The 16,498-nt window shown below is 69.2% G+C and carries 19 protein-coding genes; 5 read left to right on the top strand and 14 right to left on the bottom strand.

The window, feature by feature from the left end; genetic code table 11:
- Positions 1-1,221, top strand: a complete 1,221-nt coding sequence (dapE, locus tag ACO2Q1_RS08700; RefSeq protein ID WP_423329108.1) for a succinyl-diaminopimelate desuccinylase — start codon at positions 1-3, stop codon at positions 1,219-1,221.
- A gap of 22 nt (positions 1,222-1,243) precedes the next feature.
- Here dapE and ACO2Q1_RS08695 read toward each other — a convergent pair whose 3' ends face one another.
- The 4 genes from ACO2Q1_RS08695 to ACO2Q1_RS08680 form a co-directional block, all read right to left on the bottom strand.
- On the bottom strand, positions 1,244-1,609 hold the full coding sequence (locus ACO2Q1_RS08695; RefSeq protein WP_423329107.1) for an endonuclease domain-containing protein: 366 nt from the start codon (positions 1,607-1,609) through the stop codon (positions 1,244-1,246).
- Positions 1,610-1,688: 79 nt separating this feature from the next.
- The gene (locus ACO2Q1_RS08690) at positions 1,689-1,907 is read right to left on the bottom strand and encodes a hypothetical protein (protein ID WP_423329106.1); all 219 of its coding nucleotides are present in this window, start codon (positions 1,905-1,907) and stop codon (positions 1,689-1,691) included.
- A gap of 7 nt (positions 1,908-1,914) precedes the next feature.
- Positions 1,915-2,256, bottom strand: a complete 342-nt coding sequence (locus ACO2Q1_RS08685) for a RidA family protein (RefSeq protein ID WP_423329105.1) — start codon at positions 2,254-2,256, stop codon at positions 1,915-1,917.
- A 20-nt stretch (positions 2,257-2,276) separates the two neighbouring features.
- Positions 2,277-3,620: an amidohydrolase gene (locus ACO2Q1_RS08680; RefSeq protein WP_423329104.1), complete on the bottom strand. Its 1,344-nt coding sequence runs from the start codon at positions 3,618-3,620 to the stop codon at positions 2,277-2,279.
- A 107-nt stretch (positions 3,621-3,727) separates the two neighbouring features.
- Between ACO2Q1_RS08680 and ACO2Q1_RS08675 the strand changes: the two genes are divergently transcribed.
- The 3 genes from ACO2Q1_RS08675 (at position 3,728) to ACO2Q1_RS08665 (ending at position 5,921) form a co-directional block, all read left to right on the top strand.
- On the top strand, positions 3,728-4,105 hold the full coding sequence (locus ACO2Q1_RS08675; RefSeq protein ID WP_423329103.1) for a hypothetical protein: 378 nt from the start codon (positions 3,728-3,730) through the stop codon (positions 4,103-4,105).
- Positions 4,102-5,409, top strand: a complete 1,308-nt coding sequence (locus tag ACO2Q1_RS08670; RefSeq protein ID WP_423329102.1) for an MFS transporter — start codon at positions 4,102-4,104, stop codon at positions 5,407-5,409. Before ACO2Q1_RS08675 ends, ACO2Q1_RS08670 begins: the two co-directional genes overlap by 4 nt.
- A gap of 80 nt (positions 5,410-5,489) precedes the next feature.
- The gene (locus tag ACO2Q1_RS08665; protein ID WP_423329101.1) at positions 5,490-5,921 is read left to right on the top strand and encodes an SRPBCC domain-containing protein; all 432 of its coding nucleotides are present in this window, start codon (positions 5,490-5,492) and stop codon (positions 5,919-5,921) included.
- A 13-nt stretch (positions 5,922-5,934) separates the two neighbouring features.
- On the opposite strand, the gene ACO2Q1_RS08660 is transcribed toward ACO2Q1_RS08665, so the two are convergent.
- The 10 genes from ACO2Q1_RS08660 to ACO2Q1_RS08615 form a co-directional block, all read right to left on the bottom strand.
- On the bottom strand, positions 5,935-6,912 hold the full coding sequence (locus ACO2Q1_RS08660) for a type II secretion system F family protein (protein WP_423329100.1): 978 nt from the start codon (positions 6,910-6,912) through the stop codon (positions 5,935-5,937).
- Positions 6,913-6,921: 9 nt separating this feature from the next.
- On the bottom strand, positions 6,922-7,902 hold the full coding sequence (locus ACO2Q1_RS08655) for a type II secretion system F family protein (protein WP_423329292.1): 981 nt from the start codon (positions 7,900-7,902) through the stop codon (positions 6,922-6,924).
- 5 nt (positions 7,903-7,907) lie between these two features.
- A complete protein-coding gene (locus ACO2Q1_RS08650; protein WP_423329099.1) occupies positions 7,908-9,533 on the bottom strand; it encodes a CpaF family protein in 1,626 nt (541 codons plus the stop codon).
- A gap of 7 nt (positions 9,534-9,540) precedes the next feature.
- Complete coding sequence (locus tag ACO2Q1_RS08645) at positions 9,541-11,181, bottom strand: cellulose synthase operon protein YhjQ/BcsQ (RefSeq protein WP_423329098.1); 1,641 nt, start codon at positions 11,179-11,181, stop codon at positions 9,541-9,543.
- Positions 11,182-11,185: 4 nt separating this feature from the next.
- On the bottom strand, positions 11,186-11,887 hold the full coding sequence (locus tag ACO2Q1_RS08640; protein WP_423329097.1) for a CpaD family pilus assembly protein: 702 nt from the start codon (positions 11,885-11,887) through the stop codon (positions 11,186-11,188).
- A 10-nt stretch (positions 11,888-11,897) separates the two neighbouring features.
- Entirely contained in the window at positions 11,898-13,499 is a 1,602-nt protein-coding gene (locus ACO2Q1_RS08635; protein WP_423329096.1) for a type II and III secretion system protein family protein, read from the bottom strand.
- Positions 13,500-13,510: 11 nt separating this feature from the next.
- Positions 13,511-14,452, bottom strand: coding sequence for a Flp pilus assembly protein CpaB (gene cpaB / locus ACO2Q1_RS08630; RefSeq protein ID WP_423329095.1), 942 nt, complete (start codon positions 14,450-14,452; stop codon positions 13,511-13,513).
- Positions 14,453-14,587: 135 nt separating this feature from the next.
- Positions 14,588-15,103 (bottom strand): A24 family peptidase, encoded by a 516-nt coding sequence (locus ACO2Q1_RS08625; protein ID WP_423329094.1) that lies wholly within the window; start codon positions 15,101-15,103, stop codon positions 14,588-14,590.
- Positions 15,104-15,219: 116 nt separating this feature from the next.
- A complete protein-coding gene (locus ACO2Q1_RS08620; RefSeq protein WP_423329093.1) occupies positions 15,220-15,387 on the bottom strand; it encodes a Flp family type IVb pilin in 168 nt (55 codons plus the stop codon).
- A 240-nt stretch (positions 15,388-15,627) separates the two neighbouring features.
- Positions 15,628-15,795, bottom strand: a complete 168-nt coding sequence (locus ACO2Q1_RS08615; RefSeq protein WP_423329092.1) for a Flp family type IVb pilin — start codon at positions 15,793-15,795, stop codon at positions 15,628-15,630.
- Positions 15,796-16,076: 281 nt separating this feature from the next.
- Here ACO2Q1_RS08615 and ACO2Q1_RS08610 point away from each other — a divergent pair, with 281 nt between their 5' ends.
- A complete protein-coding gene (locus ACO2Q1_RS08610) occupies positions 16,077-16,496 on the top strand; it encodes a pilus assembly protein N-terminal domain-containing protein (protein WP_423329091.1) in 420 nt (139 codons plus the stop codon).
- The last annotated feature ends 2 nt before the right edge of the window (positions 16,497-16,498 follow it).

Below are 16,498 nucleotides of genomic sequence, written 5' to 3'. Positions count from 1 at the left end.
ATGACCGACGCCGCCGCCACGCCCATCGACCCCGTCGAACTGACCCGCGACCTGATCCGCCGCCCCTCGGTCACCCCGGCCGACGCCGGGGCCATGGATACGCTGGAGCGGATTCTGACCGGCCTCGGCTTCACCTGCCGCCGCATGGCCTTCGAGGGGCCGACGGGCCAGGGCGCGGATGCCCGGATCGAGAACCTCTACGCCCGGCGCGGCGCCGCCTCGCCCAACCTCTGTTTCGCCGGCCATACGGACGTGGTGCCGACCGGGGCGGCCGAGGGCTGGTCGTCCGATCCTTTCGCCGCCGAGGTGAAGGACGGCGTCCTCTACGGGCGCGGCGCGGTGGACATGAAGGGCGGCATCGCCGCCTGGGTCGCCGCCGTCTCGCGCGTGCTGGCGGAAGGAGAGCCTGAAGGCTCCCTGTCCTTCCTGATCACCGGCGACGAGGAAGGCCCGGCCCTGCACGGCACCAAGCGGGTGGTCGAGGCCCTGATGGCCGAGGGCGAGGTCATCGACGCCTGCGTGGTCGGCGAGCCCTCGTCGCAGCAACAGCTGGGCGACATGATCAAGATCGGCCGTCGCGGCTCGCTGAACACCTGGATCACCGTCCACGGCAAACAGGGCCACGTCGCCTATCCCGACCGCGCGGCCAACCCGGCCCCGGTGCTGGTGCGGCTGCTCACGGCCCTGGACGCCCATGTTCTGGACGACGGCTATGAGGCGTTCCAGCCGTCGAACCTCGAGATCACCACCATCGACATCGGCAATCCGGCGACCAACGTCATCCCGGCTGAGGCGAAGGCGCGACTCAACATCCGCTTCAACCCCTCGCACGCCGGCGACGGCCTGATCGCCTGGCTGAACGCCGAGGCCGGTCGGGTCCAGGCCGAGACCGGCCTGCAGATCAGCCTGGACCACATGTGCTCCGGCGAGGCCTTCCTGACGCCGGTCGGACCCTTCGTCACGGCGGTGCAGGACGCGGTGGAGGCCGAGACCGGCCGCCGGCCCGAGGCCTCGACCACCGGCGGGACCTCCGACGCCCGCTTCATCCGCGCCATGGCGCCGGTGCTGGAGCTCGGCCTGGTCGGCCAGACCATGCACCAGTTCGACGAACGCGTCCCGACGGCCGAACTGGAAGCCCTGACACGCTTCTATGAACGGGTGATCCGCTCGGTGCTGAGCTGTCCTCCCCAAGCACAGCTTGGGGAGGGGGACCACGCGTAGCGTGGTGGAGGGGGCTCTTGGGTCAGCCGTTCATCCGCGAATGAGCCGTTTCCCGAATGCTCCTCAGGACGTCGTCCAGATGATCTCGGATCGACAGGGCGGGGAAGCGAACGACCTCGATCCCGTGCTGGTTGAGCCACGCCGTGCGTCGCCGGTCATGCGCAATCTGATCCGGCTGATCGTGGACGGTGCCGTCGATCTCGACCGCCAGCTTGGCGGCGACGCAGTAGAAGTCGAGGATATATGGCCCTTGTGGCCTCTGGCGGCGAAACTTCAGACCTGAGAGTTGGCCGTTCTTCAGATGTCGCCACAATCGTGCTTCGGGCGGCGTCAGACTGCGCCTCAGGTCGGCGGCGCGATGATAGGTGACGGCGTCCGGCTTTGACAAAGAACCCCCTCCACCCCGCTTCGCGCGGTCCCCCTCCCCAAGCACAGCTTGGGGAGGATAGACCAAGAGATTTGCTCACCTAGTGCAGCGGCCCCCTCGGCTTCGCCCCGGCCAGCTCCAGCCGGGCGATGCGGCGGTCCATGTCCTTGACCACCTGCTCCAGGCGCGCCTTCTCGTCGGCCATGTCGACGGGCGTGCCGTCCTCGTAGGTGATCCGGGCGCCCTTGGCGATCAGGTCCAGACGATGGATCGCCGTCACGCGCGCGGCGCGGAACCGCTCCAGTTCGCGGTCGCTCATGGCCGCCTCAGACCGCCGCCACGACGATGATCTCGACCTTGTAGGCCGGCGTCGCCAGCCTGGATTCACCGGTGGCGCGCGCCGGGGGATTGGCCTTGTCGACCCAGGCGTCCCACACGCTGTTCATCGCCCCGAAGTCGGCCATGTCGGCCAGCCAGATGGTGGCGCTCAGGATCTTGGACTTGTCGCTCCCCGCCTCGGCCAGCAGGGCGTCGATCTGGCTCAGCACGGTGCGGGTCTGGGCCACGACGTCGTCGCCGGGCTCTCCGACCTGTCCGGCCAGCCAGACCAGACCGCCATGGACGACGGCCTGGCTCATGCGGGCGCCGGGCTGGATGCGGGTGATCATGAAGGGCTCCTTGAAAGGGGTCAGGGGCGTTGCAGGAAACGCAGGGCGGTCAGGACATGGGCGCGCACCCCGACCGGCAGGACGCTTTCGTCCACGTCGAACTGGGGCGAATGGTTGGGGGCGCTGTCGGCCGGATCGACGCCGGTCTTCGATCCGCCCAGGTGGTAGAAGACGCCGGGGATTTGCTGCTGGAAGAAGCTGAAGTCTTCCGCCACCGTGGTCGGCGGCGAGGCGGGATTGACGTTCTCCGCCCCGGCCGCCTCGACCAGCACTGGCGCCAGCCACTGCGACAGCGGCGGGTCGTTATAGACCAGGGCGGCGTTCTGGAAGATCGAGAACTCCGACGTCGCGCCGTAGATGTGGGCCACATGATCGACCGCCGCCCGGGCCCGCTCGACCAGGGCGTTCCTCTGATCGACGTCGAAGGTGCGCAGGGTGCCGCTCATCACCGACTTGTCCGGAATGATGTTGTAGCGGACGCCCGCATTGATCGTGGAGATGGTGAACACCGTCGGCGTCGTGGTCGGATCGACCGTCCGCGCCGTCAGGGTGTTGATGGTGTTCACCACCTGGCTCGAGGCGGCGATCACGTCCACGCCGCGCCAGGGCCAGGCTCCATGGGTCTGGCGGCCGTTCAGGGTGATGTCCACCCGATCCGACGCGGCCATGAAGCCCTGGGGCCGATAGAACAGCGTCCCCGTCTTCCCCGGCACCACATGGATTCCGAAGATGGCCTCCGGCGCCGGATCCTTCAGCGCGCCCTCGTGGATCATCAGGGCCGCCCCGCCCATGGGCTCGCCCGGAGGCGCGCCTTCCTCGGCGGGCTGGAAGATGAAGACGATCGTGCCGCCGAACCGGTCCTTCATCCCGCTCAGCACCTGGGCGGCGCCCAGCAGCATGGCCATGTGGGCGTCATGACCGCAGGCATGGGCCACCGGCACGGTCTGTCCCTGATAGGTCCCGGTCGCCTTGGACGCGAACGGCAGTCCGGTCGCCTCCAGCACCGGCAGGGCGTCCATGTCGCTGCGCAGGGCGACGACCCGTGATCCGGGCAGGTCGCCCTTGAGAATCGCCACTACCCCCGTCCGACCCACGCCGGTGCGGACCTCCATCCCCATGGCCCGCAGCCGGTCGGCGACATAGGCGGCGGTGTTGGTCTCTGCGAAACCCAGTTCCGGATGTTCGTGCAGATGCCGACGCCATTCGACGACCCGGCCCTCGATCGCAGACGTCGCGGCGGCCACGGCGTCGGTCAGGCCGTCGTCCGCCGGGGCCTGCCGGGCCTGAGCCGCCGGGGCGAGAAGGACCACCCCGGCGCCGGCGGCCAGCAGAAGGTGTCGAAGGGGGCGAGCGGTCGGTCGCATGGAAAGTCCGTTCGGGAAGCGGTGCAGGAACCGGGTGATCATGAAGCTTTGACGAACGACCACGCAAGCGGCTTGCGTCGCGACGTCAGCTGGTCGATCACCGGTCCATGGCCGACGCCCCCCTGATCCCGAAGACGGCCCGCCCGGTGAAGACGGCCAGGACCGAGTGGCGCCAGGTCGTGCTGGTCTGTCGCAAGTGCCAGAAGAAGCTGAAGGGCGGCTTCGGTCCCGACGGCGACCGTCCGCTCAAGAAGGCGCTCCGCAAATATCTGAAGGCCGGAAAGGGCAAGAAGGCCGAGTTGGCGATCAAGGAGACCGACTGTTTCGATGTCTGCCCCAAGGGGGCGGTGGTGGCGGTCAACGCCGCCGAACCGAAGGCCCTGTTGATCGTTCCGGCGGGGGCGGACCTGTTCGAGGTCAAGGCGCGGCTCGGCCTGCGCGACGACCGCCGGCTCAAGGCGACGGTGAAAGAGGCGACCTCGTGAACCTGAGATCCCCGGCCTTCTTTATCCTCTGCGCTGTCAGCCTGATCGCTTCGGGCGGCAATATGGCCCTGCAGTCGGTCCTGCCGGCGATCGGCCGCGAGTTCCACCTGTCGGACACCCTGGTGGCGGGCGCCTTCGCCCTGTCGGCCCTGCTGTGGACCCTGACGTCGCCGGTCTGGGCGCGCCAGTCCGATCTCAGGGGCCGCAAGCGGGTCATCATGATCGGCCTGTGGGGCTTCGTCGTGTCGATGCTGGGCTTCGGCCTTGCGGCGACCTCCGGGCTGGAGCATTGGCTCGGCGCGGCCCTGGCCTTCACCCTGATGGCCGTGGCGCGCAGCGTCTACGGCCTGTTCGGCTCGGCCGCCCCCATCGCCTCCCAGGCCTATGTGGCGGACCGGACCACGGCGGCGGAACGGACCCAGGCCATGTCCCTGCTGGCGTCCGCACAGGGTCTGGGCACGGTGATCGGGCCGGTGCTGGCCCCGTTCCTTGTGCTGCCCGTCATCGGCCTGGCGGGGCCGATGTATGTCTTCGCCCTGATCGGCGCGGTCGCCCTGTTCGTGGTCTGGCGACGTCTGCCCAGCGGCGACGCCGTCCGGACGCCTTCTCCCAGCGGACAGGCCGAACATCGCGGCAAGGGTCTGTGGAAGGATCCACGCGTCCGCGACTTCCTGCTTTACGGCCTGCTGGTCACCGGGGCCCAGGCGGTGAACATCTCGGTCCTCGGCTTCCATGTCATCGACGAACTGGCGACGGCCGGATCTGGCCTCGCGGCCATGACCGCCCGCCAGGCCCAGCCCTTCATCGGCCTGGCCATGCTGACCGGGGCGATCGCCACCCTCATGGTGCAGTGGGGTCTGATCCCCCTGCTGCGGCTGCAGCCGCGCGAACTGATGCGCTGGGGCGCCGCCCTGGCGCTGCTCGGAAATCTGATCTCCATCCTCGCGCCCGGCTATTTCGGCGTGGTGGTCGGCTATGCCGTGGTGTCGATGGGCGTCGGCTTCGCCCGGCCGGGGTTCACCGCCGGCTCCTCCATCGCCGTGACGGCGGCCGAACAGGGGGCGGTGGCCGGTCTGATGATGTCGCTGGCGGGTCTCAGCTTCCTGGCCCCGCCGGTCATCGGCGTGGCCCTGTACGAGCTGTCCGAACCCGCGCCCTTCGTCGGCAACGCCCTGCTGCTGATCGGCGCCCTCGCCGCCGCCTGGTTCAGCCCGGCGCTGAAGGCCGCCCGCGCCGCCCCCGACCCGACCGCCCCCGCCGACACGCCGCCGGCCTCCCAGCCGGGTCCGGAAGGCAATCGGTAACGCCACAGCGACGACGCGCCGCGCGGGATTTCCTTGAGGCCCCGCTTTTCGTCGCGCGCGCGCCGTGCGATGTCGGCGGCATGAAGACCCGTATCGAAAGCCGCATCGGCATCCAGGCCCCGACCGACGACATCTGGCCGCTGATCGAGACCCTCGGCGACTGGGGGCGCTGGAACGACGTCGAGCGCGATGTCTCCGGGACCATCGCCTTCGGCGGCGCGATCACCATGACCGAGCATTTCGAGGGGCTGGAGCCGCGCGCCGTCGACGGCAAGGTCGTGGAGTGGCAACCCCACGCCCAGCTCGTGATCGCCGAGAAGCGCGGCCTGTGGTTCAACACCCTGCGCTATTTCGAGATCGAACAGCTGGAGCCGGGCAACTGCATCTTCGCCACCGGCATGATCTTCAACGGGCTGCGGGCCGAGATGCACCACGACAAGCACCGTCGCCTGATCAAGACCGCCTACGCGAGCCTGTGCGACAAGGTGAAGCTGCTGGCCGAGACGCTGTGATGGTCGGCGGCGATCAGCCGCCGCCCGTCGATTTCATCGTGTCCTGGATGTTGATGATCGCCGGCCCCAGGATCACCACGAACAGCACCGGCAGAAAGAACAGGATCATCGGCACCGTCAGCTTGGCGGGCAGGGCGGCCGCCTTCTTCTCGGCGGCGGCCATGCGCAGTTCGCGATTTTCCTTGGCCATGGTGCGCAGTGCCGTGCCCAGCGGCGTGCCGTACTGCTCGGCCTGGACCATGGCGGTGACCACCGACTTGATGCCCGGATGGTTGGTGCGCCTGGCCAGACCCTCATAGGCCATGCGGCGCTCGGGCAGATAGCTCAGTTCGGCCGACAGCAGGCTCAACTCCTCGGCCAGATCGATCGACGACGGCCCGACCTCCTGGCTCACCTTGAGGATGGCCTGTTCGATCGACATGCCGGATTCGACGCAGATCAGCAGCAGATCCAGCGCGTCCGGAAACGCCTGGACGATCGACTGCTGCCGCTTGGCGATCCGGTTGGCCAGATAGATGTTCGGCGCATAGAAGCCGATCATGGCCGCCGTCATCACCGCTGTGACCCGCATCATCACCGGCAGGCCGAAATCGTTGAAGACGAACAGGTAGAAGGCCGCGATCGCCAGAAAGACGAACGGCGAGGCGAACCGGAAGAAGTAGAAGGCGGTCAGGGGCTTCGGCCCCCGGAAGCCCGCCTGGGCCATCTTCTCGGCGACCTTCGGGTCTTCCAGCAGCTTGGACAGGTTCAGCCGATCGACGATGTCCTTCTGGAAACCCTCGTCGGTGTGGCGCAGGCCGCCCTGGCCGGTCGCCAGGGCCTGCCGCGACCGACGCTTCAACTCCTCGCGACGCGCGCCCACGGCCTTCATCCGGCCTTCAAGCTTGGCCCCCCCGGCCATGGGCGCCATCACCGTGATCAGGGTGGCGAACACCAGCAGGCCGACGACGATGCTGAGCAGGTTCTGGGGTTGGGTCAGGAAGCTGATCATCGCCGCGCCCTAGAACTTGAACGAGATCATGCGCTTCATCACGAAGACGCCCATGGACATCCAGACGCCCGCCCCCAGCAGCATCACCTGGCCGCGCGGGTCGGTGAACAGCAGCAGGATGTAGGACGGGGTGGTGATGAAGACGAGCGCCATCACGACGATCGGCAGGGAGCCGATGATGCCGGCCGAGGCCATGGCTTCGGACGACAGGGCCTTGATCTTCTCGCCCATCATGCGCCGTGCGCGCAGCACGGTCGACAGGTTCGACAGGGCCTCGGCCAGATTGCCCCCGGTCTTCTGCTGGATGGCGATGACGATGGAGAAGAACTTCAGCTCATTGGTCGGCATGCGTTCGAACATCTTGTCGAGGGCCTGCGACAGGGTCTGGCCGACGCCGACCTGCTCGACCAGGCGCTGGAACTCCGGTCCCAGCGGCGCCGGACTCTCCTTGGCGATGATCTTGAAGCACTCGTGGACCGGCAGGCCCGACTTGATGCCGCGCACGATCACGTCGACCGCATTGGCGAACTCGCCCGAGAACTGCTTCATCCGCCGCTTGCCCATGAAGCCGACGACCCAGCGCGGCAGGCCCAGACCCAGGATCGCCCCGATGCCGACGCACAGCAGCGGCGGCGCTCCCAGCACAAGCGGCAGCAGCAGACCCAGCACGCCGGCGACGGCGCTGATGATCCAGAACGTCCGCAGCCCCATCGACAGACCGGCCTGTTTCAGCTTGGCCGCCATGGTCAGGCGCGCCTTGCGGTCCTGGCGCTCGGCGTCCTTGAGCTGCAGCAGGATCTGCTTGCGGCGCGCCTCCGGCGTATTGGCCTGGGCCACCGCCAGCTTGCGGGCCGCGGCGGCGTTCGGCGCCGCGCCCAGCGCGCGGGCGCGCTTGACCCCCTGATCGCTCGGCGCGTCGCCGCCGACGAAGGCCCAGCCCAGCCCGCCGATGGTGATGAAGGCGAGCACCGCCGCCAGTATGGGCAGCATCCCGTTCATTCGGCCGCGTCCAGGGCCTCGGCCAGTTCGCGCTCCAGGCCGTAGTAGCGGGCGCGGTCCCAGAAACGCGGACGGGCGATGCCGGTCGAGCGGTGACGCCCGACGACCTTGCCGTTGGCGTCCTCGCCGGTGATCTCATAGACGAACAGGTCCTGGGTGACGATCACATCGCCCTCCAGTCCGACCACCTCGGTGATGTGGGTGATGCGGCGCGACCCGTCGCGCAGGCGGGTGGCCTGGATGATGATGTCGACCGAGCCGGTGATCATCTCGCGGATGGTCTTGGACGGCAGGCCGTAGCCGCCCATGGTGATCATCGATTCCATCCGGCTGATGGCCTCGCGCGGAGAGTTGGCGTGCAGCGTCCCCATCGAGCCGTCGTGGCCGGTGTTCATCGCCTGCAACAGGTCGAAAGCCTCGGGTCCGCGCACCTCGCCGACGATGATCCGCTCGGGACGCATCCGCAGGCAGTTCTTCACCAGGTCGCGCATGGTGATCATGCCCTGGCCCTCGAGGTTCGGCGGCCGCGTCTCCAGACGCACCACATGCGGCTGTTGCAGCTGGAGTTCGGCCGCGTCCTCGCAGGTGATGACCCGCTCGGTCGGGTCGATGAAAGCCGTCATGGTGTTCAGCAGGGTCGTCTTGCCCGAACCCGTGCCGCCCGAGATGACGACGTTGCAGCGGCAGGCCCCGATGACGCCCAGGACGCGCGCCCCTTCCGGGCTGATGGAGGCGTACTCCACCAGGTTGCGCATCGTCAGCTTGTCCTTCTTGAACTTCCGGATCGTCAGCGTCGGTCCGTCGATGGCCAGCGGCGGGGCGATGACGTTGACCCGGGATCCGTCCGGCAGACGGGCGTCGCAGATGGGGCTGCTTTCATCGACGCGGCGGCCGACCTGCGACACGATCCGCTGGCAGATATTCATCAGCTGGGCGTTGTCGCGGAACCGCACGTTGGTCAGCTGGACCTTGCCGCCGACTTCGATGAACACCCGGCCGGCGCCGTTGACCATGATGTCGGCGATATCGTCACGACCCAGGAGCGGCTCCAGCGGCCCATAGCCCAGGATGTCGTTGACGATGTCCTGGACCAGGTGCTCCTGCTCGGCCACCGACATGGAGACGTTCTTGATCGCCACCAGTTCGGCGACGATGTCGCGGATTTCCTCCGACGCCGCCTTCTGGTCCAGCTGGGCCAGCTGCGACAGGTCGATGGTGTTCATCAGCGCGTTGAAGATCGTGGTCTTCGTCGCGTGGTAGTAGTCCGACTGTTCGCGGACGATCTCCGCCACCGGCTGGGCGCGCTTCAGCTGCTCGAGTCCGGGCGTGGCGCGAGGGCCGGGGCCCTTGGAGGGCGCCGGCGCGGCCTCTGCGGCGCGCGGCCGCTCGGCTAGGGCGTCCAGACGGTCGGGCTTCGCTTCGGGCGCGGGGCGCGGACGGGGCGCAGCCGCCGGGCCGGGACCCGCGCCGCCGCCGGAGACGAACTCCGTGTCCTCATCGATGTCGTCCGGGAAGGAAAAGGCCTGGGTCTGCACCCCCTGCGCGGGCTGGGGCGCGTGACCGGCGCCGGCGTCGAAGGCCGGGGGGCGGGTCTCTCCGGGACCTGAACGCTTTCCGAACACCTGCGCCTCAGCCCTTCTTGAACAGTCCGGCCAACAGCGACTTGCTCTCGGCCTTGGCCGGGGCGGCGGCCTTGGCCGCCTTGCCGCCGCGCGCCGGGGCCTGGGGCAGTTCGCGCTGGGTGATGATCTGGGCCAGGGTCTGGAAGGCCTCGGCCGGCTTGGACTTGGCCGCCGAGTCCAGCAGCATCTGGCCGTTGTTGGCCGCCGCGCCGAACAGCTTGGCGTCGAACGGGATCACCAGGCTGGGATGAATGCCCAGCGCCGCGCCGAAGTCCTTGGTCGGTATCTCCGGCCGTCCGGGCAGCCCGACCTGGTTCAGGACCAGACGCGGCGGCGCGTCGTTCGGCCGGGCCTGGCGGACCAGGTCGATCATGTTCTTGGCGTTGCGCAGCGAGGCCAGGTCGGGCGTGGCCACCACAACCACCTCGTCGGCGCTGACCAGGGTGCGGCGCATCCAAGGCGACCACAGGTGCGGCAGATCCAGGATGACGAACGGCGCCGTGGCGCGGATGCGGGTCGTCACCTCCTCGAAGGCGTCAGGACCGATGTCCCAGTCGGAATCGAGCGTCGCCGGCGCCGCGAACAGCGACAGCTTGTCGGTGCAGCGCACCAGCATCCGGTCCAGCAGGGTCGCATCCAGCCGGTCGGGCTGACCCAGGGCGTCAGCGACACCGCTGATCGGATCCTGATTGAAGTCCAGACCCGCCGTTCCGAACGGCAGGTCATAGTCGACGATCACCGCATTGGCGCCGATCCGCTCGGAGATGGCGTAGGCCGTATTATGGGCCACGGCCGACGCGCCGGCCCCGCCCCGCGCGCCGACGAAGGCGACGGTGCGGCCCACGAACGGCTGGCTGGGATCCGAGAACAGGCCGCCGATCGAGGCGATCAGCTGCAGCGGCTGGATCGGTGCGACCAGATATTCGCTGACGCCGCGCCGCATCAGTTCGCGGAACAGAAGGATGTCGTTGGTGGCGCCGATCACCACCACCTTGGTCCCGGCGTCACAGACGTCCGCCAGGGCGTCGATCTGGCCCAGCAGGGTGGCCGGATCGGCCAGACATTCGACCACGATCAGCGGCGGCGTCGGCTCGTTCTGATAGGCGGCGACGGCGGCCGGAACGCCGCCCGGCCGGATCTGCGTAGAGGCGCGGCTCAGCCTGCGGTCCTGCCCGGCCCGCTCGGCCGCCGCCAGGGTGTCCTGACGCTCGGCGAAGACGTGGATGGCGATGCGCGGGATCGAGACATCGGCGCGGATGGGCCCCAGATCCACCGGCGCCGCCTGCGGGGCCGGATAGGCGGCCGGCGCATGGGTCTGGGCGGGATGAGCAGGGTAGTGTCCCTGCGGCGCATGGCCGGGCGCCTGGGCCGGGTGAGCGGGCGTCGCAGGGGCGTGGGTCGGGTGAGCCGGGGCCTGCGGCGCATGCGCCGGGTAGGTCGGGGCCGTCTGGGCCGGATGCGCGCCGGGCTGGGCCGCGAAGGCCTGCGTCTGGGCGTAGGGATCCGCCGGGGGATAGGGTTGGCCCGAATGCGCCGGCGCCGGCGCCGCGCCGGCGAAGGGCGCGCCCACCGGCGGCGCGCCGAAGTCGGCGTCCAGGTCGAAGGCGTCGTCGAAGACCGGGCTTGAGGCGGGGAAGGCGTTGGTCATGGCTCTAGTTCACCGCCTGGGACACGCGGCCCCGCTCGATCAGCTCTTCCTGCGGCGCCGAGGTCTGCTCGCCCTTGCGATAGAGGTCGAACACCACCGTACGCCGGCTGGAATCGGTCGGAGTGATCGTGCGCGGCTGGATGATGTCGCGCGGATTGGCGATCTGGGCCGCCAGATTGGCCGTCACCGCACAGCCGAAGTTGCTGGAGGTGGCGTTGTTGGCGGTGCGCGAAAGATTGTCCCAATGGGCTCCGCACTGGGGCACGGCCGCCCTCAGGGTCTCGAAGCCGACCACCACCGGCGCGCGGGGATCGGGCGCGGCGTAGGCGACGACCTGGATCTGGCCGGGCGCGCCCATCTCCTGCAGCATCTCCTTGACGCTCCAGGCGAAACGGTTGGCGACCGGGTCCTCGCCGCCGGGGGCTTCGACGCGGATCACCGGGGCGCCGGCGGCGACATAGCGGCCGGCCAGGGCGCGCAGGGCCTGGGCCTGGGTTTCGGACACTCCGCCGTCATGAACGTTCAGGGCGATCCGGTCCGTGCCCGTCTCGACCTGTAGGACGAAGCGGCTCGTGGGATTGAGCGGGATGGGCCCATGGCCGCCCGCCGGGGCGCCCATGCAGCCGGCCAGCGCCGCCGACAGCGCCAGCAGACCCACCGGGAACAGGCGGAGGGATGTCCGACGGGGCGTGGATTTGCGCGTCATCTGCCGGTCCTCAATCGATCACATAGCCGACCGGGCCCTGCCAGCCGGGGCCGCCGACGACGGGCGCCGGGGTGCCATAGGCCTGGTTGAGCTGGCCGAAGAGGGTGGTCTGGATGTCCGAGGCGATCCGCAGGCCGTCCGCCGGCGTCTGCATCCGGCCCGGCGACGTCGGGGTCACCAGATAGGGCTCGACGATGATCACCAGTTCGGTCTCGCCCATCAGATAGTCGCGCGAACGAAACAGCTGGCCCAGGACGGGCACGGTGGTCATGCCGGGCAGGGCGTCGATGGCCTGGCGGGTCGATTCCTGCAGCAGGCCGGCGATCATCATCGCCCCGCCCGACGGCAGTTCGACCGTGTTCTCCGAGCGCCGCACCTGCAGTCCTTGCAGCGTCAGGGCGCTGGCCGTCCCTGCCCCCAGGGTGAAGCCGCCCTGGCTGGTCAGTTCGGACACCTCGACCTTGACCTGCAGCGAGATGCGGCCCCCGGTCAGCACGATCGGGCGGAAGGCGAGGCTGACGCCGTAGGGCTTGTATTCGACGCTGATGTTGCCGTCGCGATCGCGGCCGGTCGGGATGGGGAACTCGCCCCCGGCCAGGAAGCTGGCGTTCTCGCCGTTGATCGAGGTCAGGTTCGGCTCGGCCAGGGTGCGGACCAGGCCGACGCGCTCGAACGCCTTCAGCATGGCCGACCCCTTGTTGAGCCCGTCAGAGCCGGGCCCGGTGCCGGGTTGGGCCGTATCCCAGTTCGACGCGTCCTGAGGACCGCGCACCGTCACGGGACAGAGCGCGCCTTCGGCCCAGCCGGGGCCCAGGCAGGGCGTCTCCATCTGGAAGTTCTGCGTCGTGTCGCGGGAGCTTCCGCCCGTGAATCCACCCAGAAGGCTGCCGTTCACGCCCCAGGTCGCGGCCTGTCCGATCATGAACTGGGTGTTTCCCACCTGGCCCAGGACCGCATTGGTGTCGAAGCCCAGCTGTTTGATCGCCGTGCGCTGCACCTCGATCACCCGCACCTTCAGGGTGACCTGGTCCGACCCCGCCACCGAGATCATGTTCAGCACCTTCTCCGGCCCCGAAACGAAGGCTCCGGCGACGCGGGCGATGCGGTCGGCCTCGGCCGGGCTGGTGGCCAAGCCGGTCAGGATGATGGTGTCGTTGACCGCCTCGGCGGTGACTTGGGCGCCGGGCGCCACGCGGTTGATCGTGTCCTGCAGCGCCGAAACCCCGGCGTCGACCCGGATCTTCAGCGACAGGATCGGACGGCCCGAGCCGTCCAGGAAGACGGCGTCGGTCTGGCCGGCGCCCACGCCGATGATGGTGATGCGGCGCGAGTTGTGCAGCATGGCCTCGGCCACGCGCGGATCGGCGATGATGACGTCGCGGGCGTCGGTGGGCAGGTCGACGGCGAACGAGGCCCCGCGCGCGATGCTGACCGGGCGGGGCGCGCCGCCCAGGGGCACGGCCGACTGCATCGGCGCGGCGGCGGCGACCGAGGCGGGTGAGACGCCGGACTGGGCCAGGCCTGCGGGCGCGGACGCCAGGGTCAGGGCGGCGCCGGCGACCGCTGCCACCACGGCGCGGCGCGAGCTCCGGGTCGGGAACGCGAGGAACATCGGCGGAAACCTCATTGCACCACCACGGTTTCGGGCTCGCCGCCGCGATAGATGCGCACGGCGGCGTTCTGGCGCGGCGGGGCGGCGACGCGGCCGGACGGGCCGGCGGCGTCGGCGTAAGAGCGCAGCACCAGCGACAGTTCGCCTTCGGACTTGGCCAGGGCCAGGGCTTCGGCGTCGGCCGGGCCGACCTCCAGGGTGGCCGTGGCGCCGACGACGGCGTGTTCGTCTTCCGCGGCGCGCGTCGTCTGGTCGATGGCCAGCACCTTCAGATTGCGCATCACCGTGGCCGAGCTGAACTTGGACGCCTGGGCGGACTCGCCGATGTTGTTCAGGCTGGTCTGCCGCGTCAGCACCACATCGACGCGGTCCCCCGGCAGGATGAAGCCGCCGGCGGCCGTCTCCACCGTGACGCGGATGGCCATGGCGCGCATGCCGGGCTCCAGATAGGCGGCCAGATAGCCGCTGTCGCCCGCGCGCACGATCTTGCGCGGCAGGATGGGTTCGCCGGCCAGGATGGGCTCGCGCACGACCGACCCCAGGAAATCGGACTTGGTCCCGCCTCCGGCGAACTCGGCCGCAGCGCGGGTGACGGCGGCGACGGCGCCGCCGGGCTTGGCCGGCTTGTCGGCCGGACCCGCCTTCTCGACGGCCTCTTCGGCCTCTTTGGCGGTCGGCGGCGCGGGAAGGGGCACGGAGCCGTCGGTGATATAGGCGGGGTTGACCGTGTCGACCGGCCATTCCTTCCAGTCCAGATCAGCCTCGGTCAGCCGCTGGCCGGGCTTCAGGTCGCGCGCCGCGACCAGCACCTTGGCCATGGGTTTGCTTTCGACCTGCTGGGCGCTGGCGGCGGCCACGGGCTTGCCGGACGATCCCATGGCCCGCACGACCAGGGCCAGGCCGATGGCGGCCACGGCGGCGACGCAGATCACCAGGATGCGAGCGGGCTTCATATGCGGTCTCCGGCAGGGCCGCACTCGCGCCGGACCGACACTCCGGACCTCTGCCGTTAACGAGGATGAAGTCTTGAGGTTAACGCGCTCCTAAGGCGCGCCCCGGTTGAATCGTAAACGACGGTTTCGCGTGGCCTAGGAAGGGGCCAGCAGGCCGATCGCCAGCGGGCTGTCAGGAAACGCCGCCAGGGCGCCGGCGCAGATGGCCACGCCATAGGGAATGTCGCCCTTGGGGTGCAGCAGTTGGCCCACCCAGCCCTGGTCGCCGACGGCATAGGGCTGGAAGGTGCGGCGCGCCAGGATCAGGGCCAGGCAGAACAGGCCGCCGGCCAGTCCCGTCCACAACAGGAACACCGCACCGCTCTTCAGGCCCAGCCACAGGCCGGCGGCGGCCATCAGCTTGGCGTCGCCTCCGCCCACCACCCGCGCGGCGAACAGCCCCATGCCCAGCAGCAGGGCGGCCATGCCCACGGCCAGATGACCCGCCATGTCCGGCAGGCTCAGGCCCGCGCCCCAGGCCGCCGGAACGAAGCCGGCGACCAGCGCCAGCGAGATCCAGTTCGGAATGGTCATGGAGGTCAGATCCTTCAGCGCCGCGGTGATCACCAGGGCGGGCAGGAGACTGACGAGGACGAGGCTGAGGATCGACATGGGCCCACTATGACCCGACGCCGTTAAGGCCGGGTTTCGAGGCGGATCCGGCAAAGCAAAGGGCCGGGGCGTTTCCGCCCCGGCCCTCGCCGGTCTCAAGACTGAGGTCGCTGGGCTTAGCCGCCCATGCCTTCGGTCACGGCCTCGAACTTCGACGAGATCGTGGTGCCCAGGGCGGTGACGGCCGAGATGATGACCACGGCGATCAGAGCGGCGATCAGGCCGTACTCGATGGCGGTGGCGCCCGATTCGTCCTTGGCGAACTTGGTGATGAACTTGGTCATGTGAACTTCCTTTCTTGACGGGTTAAGCGAGCCTTCGGCTGGGGGGAGGCCGGTGACCCGCTTGACCCCCAAACGCACGATGATCATCGCCCAGAGCCGTTAAGGCGTCGTCGCCGTTCGTGGTTACCGTCTGTTTTACGACGATTTTTTTCGAAGACGGTCCCGACGCGGGCGGAAAGGCGAAGGGCCGGGGCGTTTCCGCCCCGGCCCTCGCCGGTCTCAAGACTGAGGTCTCTGGGCTTAGCCGCCCATGCCTTCGGTCACGGCCTCGAACTTGGCCGAAATGGTGGTGCCCAGGGCGGTGACGGCCGAGATGATGACCACGGCGATCAGAGCGGCGATCAGGCCGTACTCGATCGCAGTGGCGCCGGATTCGTCCTTGGCGAACTTGGTGATGAACTTGGTCATGTGCATTCCCTTCAAAGCGATCGATTGATGACGGCGGGGTGATCGTTTTCCCGCTGGCCCCCTGTTCGACATCGCCACCTTGCCACCCGGACGTAAAAACAGGGCTGACAAGCATGGTTGCCGCGAAATTCATCTGATTGAACCGAGGGTTCACAAGACGCCGGAGCTTCAGCGTTTGTTGAGGTTTTCAGCGCAAGGTTGCATCGGGCGCGGTCGCGCGCCCCAAGCCTTCTCCAGGGCCTGCGCTGTCTTCTCGGTCCGCGTTCGCAGAGGTGAACTCCATGTCCCGCCGTCTCGCCCTCCTGGCGCCCGCCCTCGCCGCCGCCCTTGTCGCCGGCTCCGTGCAGGCCCAGTCCTCGCCGGTCAGCCTGGCCGTCGACGGAGTCCAGCGCGTGTCCCTGCGCGGCGCCGCCGCCTCGGTGATCGTGGCCAACCCCCAGATCGCCGATGTGACCGTGTCGGACGCCAACACCCTGTTCATCACGGGCAAGGGTTATGGGGTGACCGAGGTGGTCGCCGTGGACGCCATCGGCCGCACCCTGTTCCAGAACCGCGTCGTCGTGGCCGGCGGGCAGGCGGGTTCGGTCCGCCTGTGGCGCGGGGCCCAGGCGACCGAGATGGTCTGCGCCTCCAGCTGCGCCCCCAGCGTGCGTCGCGTCGCCCCGACCGGCGACGCCGCCGCCGCCACCCCGACGCCCTGATC

It is taken from the genome of Brevundimonas sp. VNH65, assembly GCF_049445955.1.
GTDB lineage: Bacteria > Pseudomonadota > Alphaproteobacteria > Caulobacterales > Caulobacteraceae > Brevundimonas.
The sequence above is the reverse complement of the archived record's forward strand: the minus strand, read 5'-3'. Positions and strand labels throughout refer to the sequence as shown.